We start from the raw sequence: 18,273 nt of genomic DNA on the forward strand, positions 1-18,273 counted from the left end.
TCCTCAATACAAGACCGAGGCGCTAGGGGGCGGGCACCTCTGTGGGGGTGGCGCGCGGGGCGTTGGCCAGGACCTCGGCCACGTCGGCGGCCGTCAGGGAGACCGTGCCCAGCACCTTGCCCGGGTTGAACTGCTGCGCCGGGTCGGCCGAGTCGAAGAGGCCCTGCATGAGCGCCACACCCCCGGAGGAGATGTCCTGCTCCATCCACGGGGCGTGCTCCGTGCCCACACCGTGGTGGTGCGACAGCGTGGCGCCGGTGTCCATGAACGACTGCTGGATCGACGACTTCACCACCTCGTACTGCGCGATGGGGTCGTCACCGTGCACGAAGGCGAAGGTGAAGTAGAGGCACGCGCCCGAGTGGTAGGAGTGCGAGAGGTGGCACATGATCCAGCCGTGCACACCCAGCGCGTCGTACGCGGCCTGCGCGGCGGCGACGGTTCCGTCGTAGACCTCCTGGAGCTTCGACCACGGCGCGGCCGTCTCCGAGACATCCGCGGCCGCACCCCGGTCGAGCAGGAAGTCGCGGAGGTAGGGCGTGTCGAACTTCTTCTGGTCGTAGAGGGCACCGGGGCCCTTGCCCACGCCGAGTCCGCCGTGCTTCTTCACGATCGCACCCACGAGCTTCTTCTCGTAGGAGACGTGCGAGGCCGATCCCTCGTAGCCGATGAACGAGAGGCACATGTCGTCGAGCACCCAGCCGCGGCGCTTCAGCACCGACATCAGGATGCTCTGCGCGGCCCCCGAGACGCCCTTCGACGCCTTACGGGTGGCCAGGGAGAAGCCGCTCTCGCGCGCATCCGAGACGCGGGTGATCGACGGTGAGGCGTCGGACTCCGAGATCTCGTGCATGGCCGCGAGCCCGGCCTTCCAGTTCGGGAAGAAGTAGGCCTGCACCTCGCGCACCTCGGGGGTGCGGTGCACCTGCACGGTGACCTCGGTGATGACACCGAGACGGCCTTCGGAGCCGATGATCATCTCGCGCACCGACGGCCCGGTGGAGGTGGAGGGCAACGGCCGCAGGTCGACGATGGTGCCGGGACGCACCATCCGGAGCCCGCGCGCGATGTCGGCGATGTCGCCGTACTTGTCGCTCTGCATGCCGGAGGAGCGGGTGGCCACCCAGCCGCCCACGGTGGAGTGGGTGAAGCTGTCGGGGAAGTGCCCCATGGTCCAGCCCTTGGCGTTCAGCTGCTCCTCTATGTCGGGGCCCTGGGCACCGGCCTGGATGCGGGCGAGGCCCGACCCCTCGTCGATCTCGAGCACGCGGTCGAGACGACCGAGGTCGATCGACACGATGGTGCGCTGCTCGTCGGGCAGCGGCTCCAGCGAGCCGGCGATGTTGCTGCCGCCGCCGAACGGGATGATCACGGCGCCCTCGGCGACCGCGGCGTCGACGATCTGCTGCACGTCCCACTCGTCGCCGGGGTACACCACGATGTCGGGAACGCGCGCGATCTCGTTGCGGCGGATGCGCAGCAGGTCGCGGATCGACTTGCCATAGGTGTGGATGACGCGCACCTCGTCGGTGGTGAACGCGTTCTCCTCCCCCACGATGGCCACGAGCGAGGCCTCGAACGAGGGCGAGAGCCGCGGAGGTGCGATGGTGAGCTCGTCGAACGAGAGCGGCGGCACGGGAGGCGTGCGAACATCCAGGGCGACGGCCTTCTGCACGAACGGCACGAAGTCGGGCTTGTCCTCGAAGTGGAAGCCGATACCCTCGAGGCCCCAGCCCCACCACTTCATGTGCTTGACGTCGGTCATGCGGCTCCCTTCGTGGAGTTCCTGGAGATCGTGCGCAACGGCACGGCGGGGATGGCGGCGGTGCCCGACCCCGTCGAGTGCAACCGGCGCACTTCGGATGCGATGCGGTTCGAGAACTGGTCGGGCGTCTCGCCCGGGAGGCTCAGCATGGGAGCCCCGAAGATGACGGCCACGGGCGGCCGACCGGGGAGCGGCCAGTTGCGGCCGCGCGGCATCGCGAGGCTCGCGCCCACGATCGCCACGGGCACGCACGGCACGTCGCACGCCATCGAGAGTGCGGCGGCGCCGGCCTTGAAGTCGGCCATCTCACCGGTCTTCGAGCGGGTGCCCTCGGGGAACACCAGCAGCGGCACACCACGGCCGAGCAGCTTCTTCGACACGCCCTGCTTCTGTGCGGTGCCGGTGCGGTCGATCGGGAAGGCGTTGAAGAAGAGCGACGTCAGGATGCGCCGCCACCAGATGTCGAAGAAGTAGTCGGCGGCGGCCCCGGCGGCGAGGTACCGGCCGAGACGGCGGGGCAGCGAGCACATGATGAGCGGGGCATCCAGGTGGCTGGAGTGGTTGGCCACCGCGATGAACGCGCCCTGCACGCCCTTCACGGCGTCGTGCCCGCGTACGGTGACACGGGTGATCGACCAGACCACGGGCTTCAGCACCATGCGCTGCGCGACGAAGCGCATGCTGGCCATCACGCCGGAGGTGAAGCGGTCTTTGGGTGCTCTCAGAAGATGCGGATGCTTGTCGGTCATCAGTTGTCGTTCGACCCCACCTTCTCGTTCTCGGTGTTCGATGCGGACGGATGCTGTGCAGAGGTGTTCGAGGCGGGCGCCGCTGCCGGTTTGTTGCGGCTCGACGAGATACGCCCGGAGATCCAGCGGATGACCCGGCGCGGCAGATGCCGGGTGAAGAAGAACAGCACCTTGAAACGCTTCGACGGCACCGACAGCACCTTGCCCCGGGCCACGTCGCGAAGGCACTCCTCGACGAGCTCGTCGACGTCGAGCCACAGCGCGTTCGGGATCGACTTCGTGCGGATGCCCGCCCGGTCGTGGAACTCGGTGTGCACCCAGCCCGGCAGCACCGCGCTGACCTGCACGTTGGTGCTCTTCAGCTCGACGGCGAGCGACTCGGTGTAAGCGGTCGTCCACGCCTTCACCGCCGAGTAGTCGCCCGTGGCGATGGTGCCGGCCACGCTCGAGACGTTCAGGATGGTGCCCTTGTGGCGCGCCGTCATGGCGCGTCCGGCGGCGCCGCCCAGCACGAGGACGGCGAGGCACATCACGGCGAGCGCCCGCTCGTGGATCGACACGTCGCGATCGAGAAGCGAGCCGTGGATGCCGAAGCCGGCGTTGTTCACCAGGAAGTCGATGGGGCTGTCGGTCGACTCGAGCCGGGCCGCGACCCGGTCGATGTCGGCGCGCACGGCGAGGTCGGCCGAGATGATCTCGACCTTCGTCGCACCGTCACGGCCGAGTTCTTCGGCCATGCTGCGGAGCCGGTCTTCGTCGCGCGCCACCAGCACGAGGTCGTAACCCCGCAAGGAGAGTGCACGAGCGAATGCGGCACCGATACCGGATGTGCCACCGGTCACGAGAGCCGTCGCCATGCTGCTTAGGATACGCTACGGAGTGCGTAGCGTCAGACGTGCGCCGCAGTCCAGCACCTCACATACGCCACGGGTATGCCGCCCACGCGGAGGGATTCCGTTGTCCGGAGAGCACACGATGTCGGTCGAAGAACCAGCCCCAGTCGAAGATTCGGCACCCGCGCGTTTCGACGTGCGCGATTTCGCACGCACCGCGGTGGGCAGCCACCGCGACGAGATCGACCTCGAGGCATTCGAGTCGCAGCCCCTCGAGCCCGCGTCCCTACGAGTGCTCGCCTACGCCCGTGAGCTCGAACGCTCGACCATGACGTATCTCCGCAACGTGCTCGTCACCCCCACCCACAAAGACGCGCGGGTCACCGCCTTCCTCACCACCTGGGCGTTCGAGAAGTTCTGGATCGCCGACGCCTTCGACGTCATCGTGCGCGCCCACGGCATCGACCCCACCGCCGGCCCGAAGCCCGGCCGCGTCAAGGCGTTCTCGCTCGAGGTGGCCGAACGTGCCACACCGATCGTCGAGGCGTTCCGCGCCAACTCGATCGGCCCCGATGTCATCGGCCTCCACCTGTCGAGCGTCACGATCGACGAGTGGATCACCGAGGCGGCCTATTCCCGCCTCGCCGAACTCGACCCGCACCCCGTGCTCGTGGCTCTGCTCGAGCGCGTGCAGCAGGTCAAGGCCCGCCACCGGCTCTTCGTCGAGGTGGATGCGCGGCGGCGCCTCGAGCAGTCGCCCAAGGCACGTTCCCTGGCGAAGCGGGCGCTCCCCCGCGTCGCCCTCCCGATCGGCGCGGCGAGCAACGCGGCATCCGAAACCGCCTTCTTCTACGAAACACTGGTCGACGCGGCTCTGGCCTCGTCGATCGACGACCGGGTGCGCGCCCTGCCGAGCCTCGGTTCGCTCCACCTCGTGACGACGGCACGCACCAAAGCCCTCAGCGGAGACAAGGGTCGGCAGAACAGCGCCGCCTCCGTCGCCCGGTGGATCGGCCGCACCACCGCCACACTCACCCACCCGCTCCACACCGACTCCCCCACCAGCCCCAGCACACGAAAGGCGGACTGACCGGATGGCCAACACCACCCCGAACGACACCGCGATGCAGCCCGCGAACCCCGAGTTCCCCGATTTCACCCTGGGCTCGTCGCATGTGCTGCTCACCGGCGCGACCGGATTCGTGGGTCAGGCCGTGCTGGAGCGTCTGCTGTCGTCGCATCCCGACACCCGCATCTCCCTGCTCATCCGGCCGAAGTCGACGACCACCGGCGAGGCGCGCCTCACCACGCTGCTGAAGAAGCCCGTGTTCCGTTCCTGGCGAGAGCGCGTCGGTGAAGACGAGGTGGCCCGCGCGGTGCGCGAGCGCCTGACCGTGGTGCAGGGAGACCTGGCGAACCCGGGCGAACTGCCCGGCGACCTCGACGTCGTCATCCACGGCGCCTCCACCGTCTCGTTCGACCCGCCCATCGACGAGGCGTTCCAGACCAACGTCGACGGCGCGACCGGCATCTACGGCGCCCTGCTCGCCTCCGGCAGCAATCCGCACGTCGTGCACGTCTCCACCGCCTACGTCGGCGGCATGCGCAAGGGCGTGTCGCCCGAGGCCTCGCTCGAGCACGACATCGACTGGCGGGCCGAGAACTACGCGGCCCGATCCGCCCGCCGTCGGGTCGAGATGGCTTCGCGCCAGCCCGAGGTGCTGCGCTCGCTGCTCGCGAAGTCGCGCGCAGCGCTCGGCAAGGTCGGACCCCAGGCCGTGGCCCAGGACGCCGAGGCCGCCCGGATCGAGTGGGTCAACAAGCGCCTCATCGACTACGGCCGCATCCGCGCCGAGTCCCTCGGCTGGACCGATGTGTACACGCTCACCAAGGCCTTCGCCGAGCGCGCCGCCGAAGAGCTCTGGGGCACCGCCGGCCATCGGCTGTCGATCGTGCGCCCCTCGATCATCGAGAGCGCTCTGCGGCATCCGTTCCCCGGCTGGCTCGACGGCTTCAAGGTGGCCGACCCGCTGATCATGGCGTACGGCCGCGGACAGCTGCCCGAGTTCCCCGGCGTGCCCGACTCGATCCTCGACGTGATCCCGGTCGACTTCGTGGTGAACGCCATCCTCGCCGCCGCCGTCACACCGGCGAAGGTCGACGAGCCGAACTACTACCAGATCGTGTCGGGCGCACGGAATCCGCTGCCCTTCCACACGATGTACGAGAACGTGAAGGAGTTCTTCACGACCAACCCGATGTCGCGCGAGGGCGACGAGATCGTGGTGCCGTCGTGGCGCTTCCCCGGTGGCCGCTCGGTCGAGCGCACACTGCGCCTGCAGGAGCGGCTCGCCGCCACCGCCGACAACGCGGTGGCCCGGATGCCCTCCACCACCCGCACCCGCAAGTGGACGCAGGCGCTCCACCAGCGCCAGCGCGGCCTCGACCAGCTGCGCTACTTCGCCGAGCTCTACCGCGCCTACGTGCAGACCGAGCTGATCTTCGACGACCGCAACACGCGGGCCCTGAACGCAACCCTCCCCGACGACGTCACGGCCGACCGCGGCTTCGACGTGGTGGAGATCGACTGGCACGACTACTTCCAGAACATCCACTTCCCCTCGATCACGGGTCTCACGAAGGCCTACGCCAACCGGCCGGCCGGCAAGGCCCGGGCGAAGCGCGCCCTGCCGGTGCGCAGCGACGTGCTCGCCGTCTTCGACTTCGAGGGCACCGTCGTCGAGTCGAACCTGGTCGAGCAGTACCTGTGGGTGCGGCTCTCGTCGATCCCGAAGGCGCAGTGGCCGCAGGAGTTCGCGTCGCTCATGCTGTCGGTGCCGAAGTTCCTCCGTGTCGACCACCGCGACCGGGGCGAGTTCATCCGCACCCTGGTACGCCGGTACAAGGGCATCCGCGTCGACGACCTGCAGCAGCTGGTGCACGGCAGCTTCGGCGCCGCCATGCTGTCACGGGCGATCCCGGATGCGCTCGACCGCGTCGCGCAGCACCGCGCCGCCGGTCACCGCACGGTTCTCGTGACCGGGGCGACGTCATCCGCCGCCGAACCGTTCGCGCCGTTCTTCGACGAGGTGATCGCCGGGGAGATGCACTCCTCGAAGGGCGTGCTCACGGGGTACCTCGCAACTCCCCCGCTGGTCGACGAGGCGCGTGCCGCCTGGCTGCGTGAATACGCGGCGACGCACGGCGCGAATCTCACCCAGTCGTACGGCTATGGCGACTCGCTGGCGGATGTCGCGTGGCTCCAGTTGCTGGGAAACGCCACAGTGGTCAACCCCGACACCGAACTGTATCGGCACGCGCAACGAACCAAGTGGACGGTGGAGGACTGGACCAGACGTTCATCCGAACGTCAGCTGGCGCCCGGTAATCTAGCTGTACTGCCAGATGTGACCCGCAAGGGTGGCACCTCCGCCGAACCCGAGGAAGGAGACCGGTCGAACACGGGCGACGCCCGCTGACACCGAGACACCCATGGCTTTCGATATCGACCGCTACACCGAGACCTCGCAGAAGGTCGCCTGGCAAGACCTCGACTTCTCCGACTTCCGCACCAACCCGCTGCCCGAGGGCACGCTGCGCTCACTGCGCTACATGTGCGACATCGAGTACCACACGGTGTGCTACCTGCGCGACATGCTGGTCACGCCCTCGCACAAGGATGAAGACGTCACCGCCTTCATGACCATGTGGAACCGTGAGGAGTTCTGGCACGGCGAGGCCCTCGCCGCCGTTCTCGCCGAGCACGACGTGATCGTCGACTTCGACGAGCTGAAGGCCACCCGCCTGAAGCTCGGCTGGAAAGACCGCCTCGACCCGGTGAAGCAGTCCCTGCTCGGCAACATCGTGGGCTCCGGCTTCATCGCCGTTCACATGGTGTGGGGCGCCGCGAACGAGTGGTCGGCGGTCGCCGCCTACAACCGCCTGGCCGACCTCGAGCAGCACCCCGTGCTGGCCGAGCTGCTGCGCCGCATCGCGAAGCAGGAGGCCCGCCACGTGGCGTTCTACGCCACGCAGGCCCGCGAACGCCTCGGCAAGAGCAAGAAGGCGCAGGTGCTCGCGCGCTTCGCGCTGAAGAACTTCTGGGGCCCCGTGGGGTCGGGCGTCATGACGGATGACGAGGTCAAGCACGTGATGGGCCACCTCATGGGCGGCGCAGAAGGCCGCAAGGAGGCCGCCAAGATCGATGCCCACATCGCCAAGATGCCGGGTCTCGAGGGTCTCACCATCGTGCAGGACGCACTGACGGCTCGCGGTATCGCCGCATAGCATTCCGCGCCTGCCGCCACCGGCGCTTCTGCGCCATACTGCTGACATGAAGTTCACCACCACCGTGCTCTCCAGCGGCAAGACGTCGACCGGGCTGCCTGTTCCCGAGAGCGTGGTCGAGGCGCTCGACCGGGGCAAGCGCATCCCCGTCGTGGTCACCATCAACGGCTACAGCTATCGCTCCTCGATCGTGTTCTACAGCGGTCAGTACCTCATCGCGCTGAGCGCCGAGAACCGCACGGGCGCCGGCGTGGCCGCGGGTGACGAGATCGAGGTCGACGTGGAGCCGGATGACGCTCCGCGCGAGGTGGAGGTTCCGGCAGAGCTCGCCGCCGCGCTGGCGGCGGATGCCGATGCCGCGGCCGCGTTCGCCGCGCTCTCCTACAGCAACAAGCGCCGTATCGTGCTCTCCGTCGAGGGCGCGAAGACCGATGCCACCCGGGAGCGCCGCATCGCGAAGGCGCTCGACGAACTGGTCTGAACCCGTCGAACTCTCAGGTGAACGTGGGTACCTTCGAGGAATGAGTTCGAGTCAGGTGCAGCACGGGCGCCAGCGCACCCCCTCCCGAGTCGGCCTCGTGATGCGCACCATCGGCATCGCCGTCGCGGTCGCGCTGGTCAGCACGGTCGCCGTCGCCGGATACGCGTACACGAACATCACGGGGCAGATCAGTGCCGCCGCCGTCGACATCGGCGGCGACGAGCCCGTTGTCGCTCCCCCGTTCCTCGGTGCCATCGAGGGCGGCTTCAACATGCTCGTGGTCGGAACCGACAACGACAGCAACCAGGGCACCGCCTACGGCGAGCGTGATGCGACCCTCAACGACGTCAACATCCTGATCCACGTCGCGGCCGATCACCAGAGCGCCGTGGTGGTGAGTTTTCCGCGTGACCTCGTGATCCCGCAACCCGAGTGCGACGACTCCGACGCCGTGAGCGCGCAGCCGCTCAACGCGTCGTGGGAGCGCGGCGGGGAGAACGGACTCGGCTGCGTGGTCGCCACCATCCGCGACCTCACCGGGCTCTCCATCCCCTACGCGGCCGCCACCTCGTTCAACGGCGTGATCGAGATGACCAATGCCGTCGGCGGCGTGCAGGTCTGCCTCGCCGGGCCCATCGACGATCCCTACTCCGGACTCAATCTGCCGGAGGGCTACAGCACGATCGCGGGCGCGGATGCCCTGGCCTTCCTGCGCAGCCGGCACGGCGTCGGCGATGGCAGCGACCTCGCCCGCATCGGCTCGCAGCAGCAGTACCTGTCGTCGCTCCTGCGCACGATCAAGGATTCGAGCACACTGAGCGACCCCACCAAGGTCTACGGCCTGGCCCAGGCGGTGGCGCAGAACATCACGCCGTCCACCAGCCTCAAGGGCGCAGACACGCTCGTGTCGCTCGCGCTCTCGCTGAAAGACGTCGACCTCTCGAAGGTCAACTTCGTCTCCTACCCGGTGACGGCCTACGTCGACGACGCCAACAAGGTGCAGCCGAACGAGAGCCTCGCGGCCCAGCTCGTGGAACGCATCGCCACCGATCAGCCGTTCTCGCTGGATGCCAACTCCACCTCGACCGGGTCGGTGGTCGAGCCGTCGACCGACGCCGCCACCCCGACCCCCACCGAGACGGCGGAGCCCACGGTTCCGGACGCCACAGCGGCGCCCACCGACTCGGCGGCGACGCCCGACGTGATCGAGGGTCTCAAGGGCCAGCCGGCGAGCGTGCAGACCTGCGCCGAGCCCGCCGACTAGGGAGCGGACGGCAGCGAGCCGGAGGGAAGCGGCCGATCGGCGGCTCAGCCGCCGGTGTGGTTCTAGTGGCGACGCTGCGTCGGCAGCACCGAGAACACGATGAACAGCGACGCGGAGACGCAGAGGATGCCCGCGAAGAACACCCAGGCGTTCTCGAGCAGTCCGAACAGGAACAGACCGAGGAGGAAGAGCAGGATGGCTCCGATTGCTGCGAGCACGTTCATTCTGTGATCCTCCGATTCCGTGGCTTGTTCAATACTAGAGGGTGTGAGCGATGCGACCGGGGTTGTGCGGGGCGACGACGGGCTGGCCCGGCCGGTGTGGGCATCCGTCGACCCGCTGCTGCGGGAGTACTACGACACCGAGTGGGGCATGCCGGTGCGCGACGAGCACGGGATGTTCGAGCGACTGAGTCTCGAGGGGTTCCAGTCGGGGTTGTCGTGGGCCACCATCCTGCGGAAGCGTCCGGCGTTCCGGCGGGCCTTCGACGGCTTCGACCCGGAGATCGTGGCCGGCTACGGCGAGAGCGACGTGGAGCGGTTGCTCGACGATCCGGGGATCATCCGGAACCGGGCCAAGATCGTCGCCACCATCGGGAACGCCCGGGCCGCACTCCGCCTGCGCGACGACAGGGACGCGCCGGGCGGTGGAGGTCTCGCGGCCTACATCTGGTCGTTCCGGCCGGCGGCGACACCGGAGCCCGAGACGTTCGCCGACATCCCGACCACGTCGCCGGAGTCGATCGCCCTCGCTGAGGGGTTGCGGTCGCGCGGCTTCCGCTTCGTGGGACCCACCACCATGCACGCCCTGATGGAGGCGGCGGGCATCATCGACACCCACCTGATGGCGAGTCACCGGCGCGGATCGTCGGGAGTCTGGTCGCGCTGACCGGCGTCGGGCCGTGAACGGGATGCCCCAGGGTCTGGTCACGACGGCGCGCATCTGGTTCCCTGGAGGAATGAGCGACGAAACCGAGACCCCCGAGGTCGTGCACACCCCCGACAGCCACCGCTACGTGCTCGAGGTAGGCGGCCGCATGGTGGGCTTCACCGAGTACACCGATCGCGGCAACCAGCGCGTGTTCCTGCACACGATCATCGATGAGGCCGAAGGCGGCAAGGGCTACGGCAGCACCCTCATCGCCGGCACCCTCGCACAGGTTCGGGATGCGGGCCTGCATGCCGTGGCCATCTGCCCGTTCGTCGACGCGTATGTCAAGAAGCACCACGAGTTCGACGACATCATCGACCCCGTGTCGATCGAGCTGCGCGCGTCGCTCTAGTTCTCGGGTCCTCTCGTTCTCGGATCCTCTAGTTCTCGATGAACGAGAGGATGTTGCCCGACGGGTCGAGGAACCACGCGATGTCGGGGCCTCTGTCGATCGCCTTGCCGCGCATGATGCCCTTGTCGTCGTGCGGCATCCCCTCGTAGCGCTCCATCACGACGCCCTCGACCGCGAGCGCATCGACCGCCGCGTCGATGTCGTCGACCACGAGGTTGAGGATGGTGAACACCGCCGGCACGTGGTCGGCTTTCGGGTAGGCGATCACGTCGGCGCCGCCGGGCAGGGTGATGTTCAGGATGCCCATCTCGTTCAGCTCGGCCGGCAGACCGAGGGTCTCGCCGTAGAAGCGCTTCGCCTCGTCGACGTCCTTCACGCTGAAGCCGCTGAACCCGTGCGTGAAATCGATCATGGTGTCTCTCTCCTCCCACTCGCTGGTCTGGATCTTCTACCGCTGTTCATGACGCTCCCCGCCGATCATGACGGGCGCAGAACGTCACTGAGGGCGCCGAGCCGAACGGCGCGGCGCGGGCGTCACGGTCAGGCGAGCGCGGCGTGGCGTCCTGTTCGCGCCCGCAGGTCCTTGCGCAGGATCTTGCCCGACGTCGACTTCGGAATCACCTCGATGAACTCGACGAGTCGCACCTTCTCGTGCGGAGCGACGCGCTCGGCCACCCACTCGATCACGATCCCCTCGTCGAGCCCGGAGCTCTCCCGGCGCACCACGTAGGCCTTGGGCACCTCCTGGCCGTCGTCGTCCTCCACGCCGATCACGGCGGCGTCGACGACATCCGGATGCGACAGCAGCACCGCCTCCAGCACGGCGGGCGCCACCTGGTAGCCCTTGTACTTGATGAGCTCCTTGAGCCGGTCGACGATCGCGTAGACGCCCGAGGCATCGACCGTGGCGATGTCGCCGGTGTGCAGCCATCCGTCGCTCTCGAGCGTGTGCGCGGTGGACTCCTCGTCGTTCAGGTAGCCGCTCATCACCTGCGGGCCGCGCACGAGCAGCTCACCCGGCACGCTGGGGCTGCCGTCGGCGGGAACGTCGACGTCGAGCCCCGTCTCGGGATCGACCACGCGGCACTCGGTGTTCGGCACCGCCAGCCCGATCGACGAGCGGTCGATCTCGGTGCGCCCGACCGGGATGACATGCGTCACCGGGCTCGTCTCCGTCATGCCGTAGCCCTGGCACACGGTGCAGCCGACGCGAGCGGCCACGGCATCCGCGAGACTGCGGTCGAGCGGCGCGGCGCCCGAGAAGATGACGTCGACACTCGAGAGGTCGAAGTCGTCGACCAGCGGATGCTTCGCCAAGGCCACTGCGATCGGCGGGGCGATGAAGATCCACGTGCACGAGTGCTCGCTCACGGTGCGCAGGAAGTCGGCGAGGTCGAACTTCGGCATGGTCACGAGGCTCGCGCGTTTGAGCAGCGCGTAGTCGAGCAGCACCGACATGCCGTAGATGTGGAAGAAGGGAAGCACGGCGAGCGCCCGGTCGTCGCGTTCGAGCGGAATGATCTCCCGGCACTGCAGCACGTTCGCCACGAGGTTGCGGTGCGTGAGCATCACGCCCTTCGGGTGGCCCGTGGTGCCCGAGGAGTAGGGCAGCACGGCGAGGTGTGTCGCAGGGTCGAAGGTGACCTCGGGCGGAGCCGCACGGTCGAACAACAGGTCGCGGAGCGACGGGTGCCCCTGCGCGCCGTCGATCACCACGAGCCGCTCCGGCGGGATGCCGACCGCCGTGGCCGCCTCGAGCGCCTGCGGGTACAGCGGCGACACGGTGAAGAGCCAGCCGGCATCCGCACTCTGCAGCTGTTTGGCGATCTCCCCCACGGTGTAGAGCGAGTTGATCGTGGTGGCGGTGCCACCCGCCCGCAGAACGCCGTGGAACACCGTGGCGAATGCCGGAACGTTGGGGCACAGGATGCCCACCCGGTCGCCCACGACGAGCCCGCGTGCTGCGAGCGATCCGGCGAGCGCATCCACCTGGGCCACGAGCTGGCGATAACTGGTCTCGTCGCCGGAGGGGCCGTCGACGAGCGCCACGCGGTCGAGGTCGGTGTCGTCGAGCCCCGCGAAGAGGAGGTCGTAGACACTCACATCGGGGATGTCGATGTCGGGGAAGGTCGAACGGGCCATGAGCTATCTCCTTCGATACTCGTTGGGCTATTTGACTACCGAGTACACCTCTGCCGCAAGGGTCTCTCCCGGTTGCTCAGCGTCGGTGCAGGGCCAGCACGGGAATCGTGCGGCTGGTGCGCTCCTCGTACTGCCGGAATCCCTCGCTCGCGGCCGTGAAGCGCGCCCAAGCGGCATCCCGCTCGCCACCGTGCAGTTCTTCGACATGCACGGCCACGTCGCCATCCGGCGTCTCGATCACGATGTCGGGGTGCGCGAGCAGGTTGTGGTACCAGGCGGGGTTGTCGGGCGCACCCGCCTTCGAGGCGGCCACCAGCCAGCCGGTGCCGTCGTCGGTCCGCAGAGCCATCACCGGGGCGACACGCTCGATGCCCGACTTCGCGCCCACGTGGTGCAGCAGCACGAGGCTGCGGCCGAATCCGGCCAGGGTGACGGTGCCGCCGTTGGCGCGGAACTCGTCGATGACCTGCTGGGTGAAATCAGCCACGGATGTCTCCTTCGGAACGGACGCTCACGGTCGCCGCCCGGTCGACCGGGCACCGTGCTCACGATGGTATCGCCGTCGGCGTAGCGTGAAGGCATGAGAGCGATCGTCGTGAAGGAACCCGGAGCTGCATCGATGCTGGTCGAGGCGGAGGTGGAGGAGCCCGTCGCCGGCCCGGGCGACGTGCTGATCGAGGTGGCCGCCGCCGGAGTCAACCGGGCGGATGTGCTGCAACGCGAGGGTCACTATCCGTCACCGCCCGGATCGCCCGCGTGGCCGGGGCTGGAGGTCTCCGGAACCGTGCTCGAGGCGCCCGAGCTGAGCGGCTTCGCGGTGGGCGACGCGGTGTGCGCACTGCTGGGCGGGGGCGGTTACGCCGAGCGGGTCGCCGTACCGGCCGGCCAGGTGCTGCCCGTTCCCGTCGGGATCGACCTCGTGGATGCCGCGGGACTGCCCGAGGTGGTGGCCACCGTGTGGTCGAACGTGTTCCTGCTCGCCGACCTGCGCGCCGGCGAGACCCTGCTCGTGCACGGCGGATCGAGCGGCATCGGCACGATGGCGGTGCAGCTCGGCCGGGTGTTCGGCGCTCGCGTGGCGGTGACGGCTCGGTCGTCGTCGAAGCTCGAGGCGTGCGCGGAGCTGGGTGCCGACATCCTCATCGACTACACGGTCGACGACTTCGTGGAGCGGATCAGGGCGGAGGCCGGTGGGGCCGACGTCATCCTCGACGTCGTCGGCGGCGACTATCTGTCCCGGAATGTTCGGGCGCTCGCGGTGAACGGGCGCATCGCCAACATCGCCAGCAGGGGCGGCACCTCGTCGCTCGACCTGAACGCGCTCATGATGAAGCGGGGAACGATCCGCTCGACGAGCCTCCGCGCCCGCCCGGCCGACGAGAAGGCCGCGATCGTGGCGAGCGTGCGCGAGAACGTCTGGCCCGTGATCGAGAACGGCGCGGTGCATCCGGTGATCGGCGCGCGCTTCCCCTTCGCCGAGGCGGCGGCGGCTCACGAACTGATGGAGAGCTCGTCCCACATAGGCAAGATCCTGTTGGAAGTGTGACCCCTACTCCTCCGCCAGCACGATGATCTTGTCGCCCTGCCCGAGGGTGATGCGGTCGGCCTTCGGTGGATTCACGTGCACGCCGTAGGCGCGGTCGGGGTTGCGGGCGTCGGCGGCGAGGCGATAGCCGATGGCGGTCTCGCCCGCGCGGGCACAGGCCTCGAGCACCGTGTAGAAGTCCACCGGGGCACCTGCGGCGATGTAGGCATCCGCCGGGCGCAGGTAGATCTCGCTCCCCTCACTGGAGAAGAGCGTGGCGAACACCTCGGCCAGCAGCCGGTTCTCGCTCACCTGCGAGAGCATGAGGCTCACGAGTTTCTCGCTCACGATGAAGTCGTCGGCGTTCGTGACCTCGGCCAGCTCCCGGTTGCGGTCGTCGAGCATCTCACTCACCACGTTGAGGTCGATGGCGGTGCGCTCGGCGATGTCCCGCAGATGCAGCAGGGTGATGAGGGTTCGCGCATCCGCCCGCTGCGCCGACTGCGTCTCCTTCGCGGCCAGCACGATCACGTGGTCGGTCTCATCGACGTGCAGGGAGTCGAGCACGGCACGATTGGTGGGATCGGCGTTCTGGTACGAGACGTCCACGCCGGGCAGCAAAGGCAGCTCTCCGGGATCGTCCTGCGCGACGATGCGCACGGTCGATCCGGCGGAGACGTATTCCTGCAGTTCGCCGAGCATCATCCGCAGCCCCGAATTCGTGCCGAGGATGAGGGTGTGCTCGGGATGGGCGGGGAGCTCCTGCGGGGCCACGATCGCTGATTCATCCGGAGCCACCGGCGGGGCGAGCGCGATCGTGCTGTCGTCCTCGGCGATCACGATGAGCCGGTCGGATGCGCCGAGCACGGTGTCGCCGGGCGGGTTGATGGCGACCTCCGCTCCCCGGATCACCCCGATCACGCTCGAGCGCGCGAAGGAGCGTTGCGCCTCGGCATAGGTCGAGCCCAGCAGCGCGGGCTGGTCGGTGAAGTAGATCTCGTCGCCGCCGAAGTCGAGCAGCTCGGTGTAGACCACGCTGAGGCCGCTCTGCCGGCAGGTCTGGACGGTGACCCGGCTGATGAGCTCGCTCGCGAGCACCCAGTGCACCTCGTCGCGGCCCACGAGACGCGCGGCCTCGAGGTTGGCGGGGTCGTCGAGCTCACCCACCACGTGGTACTGCGTCTCGGGGCGGCCCGGGCGGTGGGTGAGCGCGAGGGCGATCTTGATGGCCGTGGAGTCGGGATCGTCGTCATCCGACGACGAGAGCAGGATGATGCTGCGCGCGTCGTCCGGAGCGCCGAGCAGCAGGTCGATGGGGTTCATCGGGTCGCCGCTCCGGCAGATCACCCGGGTGCGCCCGGTTGGGCCCACCTCGGCGCGGATCGCCTCCTCCATCTCCACCTTGTCCCGATCGGCCACGATCACGATCGCGCTTGTGCGCCGGGACTCGTTGGCCACCACGAGTTCGGAGATGATGGTGAACACCTTCGGGCTCCAGCCCAGGATGAGGGTGTGATCGGACTCGAGCACGCGTGACCGGCCCTTGCGCAACTGGTCGACCTTGGAGTCGAAGGCGCCCGAGACGATGCCGATGAGGCTCGCCACGATGAGCAGGCCACCGATCGTGACCACGAGCATCAATCCGCGGAAGCCCCAGCCCACGTCTCCGCCGAGCGTGCCCGCGTCGATGGCGCGCATGAAGTTGCCCCACACGATCTCGAGGAAGTCGGCGCTCTCGGCGTCGTCGGGATAGGCATGGACGACGTACACGATCACCGCGAGAACCACCACGAACACCACAGTGGCCGCGCCGAGCAGGAGCATGAGGGCGACGGGGCCCCGCGACATCCAGTTGTCGAACCGGTACCTCAGGCGTTCTCGCAATGGCGCCTTCGTCATCGTTCCCCCTTCGGCACGGTGATTGAACACTAGTGGCCGCTCCGGGGTCGCTCACGCCTCCGGTGCCCCCGTTTTCGGGGGGTGCGGGCGGCCTCTCAGGCGAGCCGGATGCCGCTCTGCAGGCGGGTGCGCAACTCGAACGCGCGGTCGATGCTCGTGCGGTCGGCCCCCGCGAACGAGCTCGCCGCCCCGCCCGCGCCGTTGCGCAGCAACTGCGGCAGGAGCGAGCGGCGCACCACCACCGAACCGGCGAGGCGGCCGCGCGTCACCTCCTCGAGGGGCTCCGTGAGCGCGTCGTCGGGAACCACGATCACGAGTGCGGTGAACCGCACGCCGAGGGAGCGGCCGAGCGCCTTCGCACCCCGGCTCAGCTCGTGCAGGGGCTCGGCATCCGGATGCAGCGACTCGCCCACGAGCTCGTCTTTGCGCAGGCGCACCGCCCCGCCCCAGTCCTCCGACTGGATGGCGAACAGACCCGCGGGACCGAGAACGACGTGGTCGATGGTCTCGGGCACGCCGCCCGAGGACCGGCCGGTGAGCACGTTGTTCCAGATCGTGTACCCGATGCCGAGGGTGGAGACGAGGCCCGCGGTCGACTCCTCGGCGATGGCCTTGGCGAGCCAGGCGCGCACCTCACGCGGTGCCGAGCGCACGAGGGCGGGGTCGTAGGGATCGTCGATGGTGACGCCGCGGCCCACCCACTCGCGGATGAGATTCAGATACTGCTCGCGCTCCTGGCCGCCCGGATGGCCGTAGGTGCGGGCACGCACGGAGGAGCTGGCGGCGCGGCCGTTGCTCGCGCTGCTTCCCCGGCCGCCCGGGCCGTATGCGGAGCCGAAGCCTGTGGCCGAGGTGGATGCGGACCCGGATGCGCCGGCCGGGTGCGCGCCGCCGTCGCCGCCGCGGCCCCCGAATGCCGAGGCGCCGCGATCATAGGCGGCGCGTTCTTCGGGGGTGCCGATGCGCTCCCAGGCGCGCTGCACGGCCACGAAACGCACAGAGTCGCCGCCCGTGTCGGGATGCGTCTGCCTCAGCAGCCGACGGTACGCCCGCCGCAGCTCGTCGTGTCCCACGCCGGGATCGACACCCAGGACCTCGTAAGGGGTGGGGGCGGCAGGACTGTCGGGCACGGGTTAACGATAGCTGGGCCCGCTGTGCTCATTGCTGACTGTGCTGGTCGCCGGCGACTAGACACTCACGCGGATGACCAGGGTCGGGGTCGTGGCGTGCACCAGCACGTCGTGGCTGACGGAGCCGAGGAGGAAACGGGAGAGGCCGCGTCGGCCGTGGCTGCCCACCACGAGCAGGGCGGCATCCGTCGACGCGGTGAGCAGTGCGGTGACCGGCGAGTCGAGCACCACCTTCGTCGCCACCGTGACCGCGGAGGTGTCGACGTGCGCGAGCGCGGTGGCGACACCGGCCTGCGCGCGCTCCTCGAGAGCGTCGTAGAGAACCGTGTCGTCGCCGAACTCCGACATGGTCATGGGCGGCAGGGTCCAGGCCGAGAGAACCGTGAGGGGCTCCCCGAGCCGGGCGGCCTCGGCCACCGCCACAGCCAGCACCGACGCGGAGGCCTCACCGCCGTCGATTCCCACGACCACCCCGGTGCGGTGCCCGTGCGAGACGTCGGGGATGACCGCCACCGGCACCGTCGAGGCCGCGGCCACACGCAGGCTGACGGCACTCGTGGTGAGACGTTCGTAGAGGTCTTTGCGGTAACTGCCGACCACGAGCATCTGCGCGCCGGTCGCCTCCGCTTCGGCGCACAGGACCGCAACGGGATCACCCGCGAGCACGCGCGGTGTGACCTGGGCGTGCGGAGCCTTCGAGTCGGCGTGGAAGGCGGCTTCCGCCAGCACGACCGCACCCTGCTGCTCGAGATGAGGGGTGGCGGTGAAGGCCTCCGAGTCCCAAGAGGTGTCGGCCACATAGAGCACGTCGACGTCGAGACCTGCGGCCTCGGCGCGGCGGAGCGCCCAGTCGAGGGCGACCTTCGCCGAGGGTGATCCGTCGTAGCCCACCAGAATCGTGTCGCTCATGAGCGTC

Annotated in this window: 18 protein-coding genes; 8 read left to right on the forward strand and 10 right to left on the reverse strand. The window is 68.9% G+C overall.

What is annotated here, in order from left to right:
* Positions 1-22: 22 nt before the first annotated feature.
* From EPO52_RS14670 to EPO52_RS14680, 3 genes are read right to left on the reverse strand one after another with little or no spacing between them, the layout of a single operon-like run.
* Positions 23-1,765, reverse strand: a complete 1,743-nt coding sequence (locus EPO52_RS14670) for an FAD-binding oxidoreductase (protein ID WP_290807802.1) — start codon at positions 1,763-1,765, stop codon at positions 23-25.
* Positions 1,762-2,514 (reverse strand): lysophospholipid acyltransferase family protein, encoded by a 753-nt coding sequence (locus tag EPO52_RS14675; RefSeq protein ID WP_290807804.1) that lies wholly within the window; start codon positions 2,512-2,514, stop codon positions 1,762-1,764. Before EPO52_RS14675 ends, EPO52_RS14670 begins: the two co-directional genes overlap by 4 nt.
* Complete coding sequence (locus EPO52_RS14680; RefSeq protein WP_290807806.1) at positions 2,514-3,371, reverse strand: SDR family NAD(P)-dependent oxidoreductase; 858 nt, start codon at positions 3,369-3,371, stop codon at positions 2,514-2,516. The genes EPO52_RS14675 and EPO52_RS14680 overlap by 1 nt, the downstream gene beginning before the upstream one ends.
* A gap of 172 nt (positions 3,372-3,543) precedes the next feature.
* Between EPO52_RS14680 and EPO52_RS14685 the strand changes: the two genes are divergently transcribed.
* From EPO52_RS14685 to EPO52_RS14705, 5 genes are read left to right on the forward strand one after another with little or no spacing between them, the layout of a single operon-like run.
* Positions 3,544-4,437 carry a hypothetical protein gene (locus EPO52_RS14685; protein WP_290807808.1) on the forward strand — a complete coding sequence of 298 codons (894 nt, stop codon included), beginning with the start codon at positions 3,544-3,546 and terminating at the stop codon, positions 4,435-4,437.
* Positions 4,438-4,441: 4 nt separating this feature from the next.
* Positions 4,442-6,826, forward strand: a complete 2,385-nt coding sequence (locus tag EPO52_RS14690; RefSeq protein ID WP_290807810.1) for an SDR family oxidoreductase — start codon at positions 4,442-4,444, stop codon at positions 6,824-6,826.
* 13 nt (positions 6,827-6,839) lie between these two features.
* A complete protein-coding gene (locus EPO52_RS14695) occupies positions 6,840-7,634 on the forward strand; it encodes a ferritin-like domain-containing protein (protein WP_290807812.1) in 795 nt (264 codons plus the stop codon).
* A gap of 46 nt (positions 7,635-7,680) precedes the next feature.
* Entirely contained in the window at positions 7,681-8,115 is a 435-nt protein-coding gene (locus EPO52_RS14700; protein WP_290807814.1) for a YdeI/OmpD-associated family protein, read from the forward strand.
* A gap of 40 nt (positions 8,116-8,155) precedes the next feature.
* A complete protein-coding gene (locus EPO52_RS14705) occupies positions 8,156-9,379 on the forward strand; it encodes an LCP family protein (RefSeq protein ID WP_290807816.1) in 1,224 nt (407 codons plus the stop codon).
* Positions 9,380-9,441: 62 nt separating this feature from the next.
* Here EPO52_RS14705 and EPO52_RS14710 read toward each other — a convergent pair whose 3' ends face one another.
* Positions 9,442-9,603: a hypothetical protein gene (locus tag EPO52_RS14710; RefSeq protein ID WP_290807818.1), complete on the reverse strand. Its 162-nt coding sequence runs from the start codon at positions 9,601-9,603 to the stop codon at positions 9,442-9,444.
* A 43-nt stretch (positions 9,604-9,646) separates the two neighbouring features.
* Here EPO52_RS14710 and EPO52_RS14715 point away from each other — a divergent pair, with 43 nt between their 5' ends.
* Both EPO52_RS14715 and EPO52_RS14720 read left to right on the forward strand, forming a co-directional pair.
* Complete coding sequence (locus tag EPO52_RS14715) at positions 9,647-10,267, forward strand: DNA-3-methyladenine glycosylase I (RefSeq protein ID WP_290807820.1); 621 nt, start codon at positions 9,647-9,649, stop codon at positions 10,265-10,267.
* A gap of 70 nt (positions 10,268-10,337) precedes the next feature.
* Positions 10,338-10,661: a GNAT family N-acetyltransferase gene (locus EPO52_RS14720; protein ID WP_290807822.1), complete on the forward strand. Its 324-nt coding sequence runs from the start codon at positions 10,338-10,340 to the stop codon at positions 10,659-10,661.
* Positions 10,662-10,689: 28 nt separating this feature from the next.
* Here EPO52_RS14720 and EPO52_RS14725 read toward each other — a convergent pair whose 3' ends face one another.
* The 3 genes from EPO52_RS14725 to EPO52_RS14735 form a co-directional block, all read right to left on the reverse strand.
* Positions 10,690-11,073 (reverse strand): VOC family protein, encoded by a 384-nt coding sequence (locus EPO52_RS14725; protein WP_290807824.1) that lies wholly within the window; start codon positions 11,071-11,073, stop codon positions 10,690-10,692.
* Between the two features lie 128 nt (positions 11,074-11,201).
* Positions 11,202-12,803 carry an AMP-binding protein gene (locus tag EPO52_RS14730; RefSeq protein WP_290807826.1) on the reverse strand — a complete coding sequence of 534 codons (1,602 nt, stop codon included), beginning with the start codon at positions 12,801-12,803 and terminating at the stop codon, positions 11,202-11,204.
* A 76-nt stretch (positions 12,804-12,879) separates the two neighbouring features.
* A complete protein-coding gene (locus EPO52_RS14735) occupies positions 12,880-13,290 on the reverse strand; it encodes a nitroreductase/quinone reductase family protein (protein WP_290807828.1) in 411 nt (136 codons plus the stop codon).
* A gap of 93 nt (positions 13,291-13,383) precedes the next feature.
* Between EPO52_RS14735 and EPO52_RS14740 the strand changes: the two genes are divergently transcribed.
* Positions 13,384-14,349: an NAD(P)H-quinone oxidoreductase gene (locus tag EPO52_RS14740; RefSeq protein ID WP_290807830.1), complete on the forward strand. Its 966-nt coding sequence runs from the start codon at positions 13,384-13,386 to the stop codon at positions 14,347-14,349.
* 3 nt (positions 14,350-14,352) lie between these two features.
* On the opposite strand, the gene EPO52_RS14745 is transcribed toward EPO52_RS14740, so the two are convergent.
* The 3 genes from EPO52_RS14745 to EPO52_RS14755 form a co-directional block, all read right to left on the reverse strand.
* Positions 14,353-16,227, reverse strand: coding sequence for a hypothetical protein (locus EPO52_RS14745; RefSeq protein ID WP_290807833.1), 1,875 nt, complete (start codon positions 16,225-16,227; stop codon positions 14,353-14,355).
* A gap of 95 nt (positions 16,228-16,322) precedes the next feature.
* Positions 16,323-17,357, reverse strand: a complete 1,035-nt coding sequence (locus tag EPO52_RS14750) for a DnaJ domain-containing protein (protein WP_290807835.1) — start codon at positions 17,355-17,357, stop codon at positions 16,323-16,325.
* A 57-nt stretch (positions 17,358-17,414) separates the two neighbouring features.
* The gene (locus EPO52_RS14755) at positions 17,415-18,266 is read right to left on the reverse strand and encodes a universal stress protein (RefSeq protein WP_290807837.1); all 852 of its coding nucleotides are present in this window, start codon (positions 18,264-18,266) and stop codon (positions 17,415-17,417) included.
* Between the last annotated feature and the right edge of the window lie 7 nt (positions 18,267-18,273).

Origin of the sequence: Herbiconiux sp. (assembly GCF_004297105.1) — a bacterium.
GTDB lineage: Bacteria > Actinomycetota > Actinomycetes > Actinomycetales > Microbacteriaceae > Herbiconiux.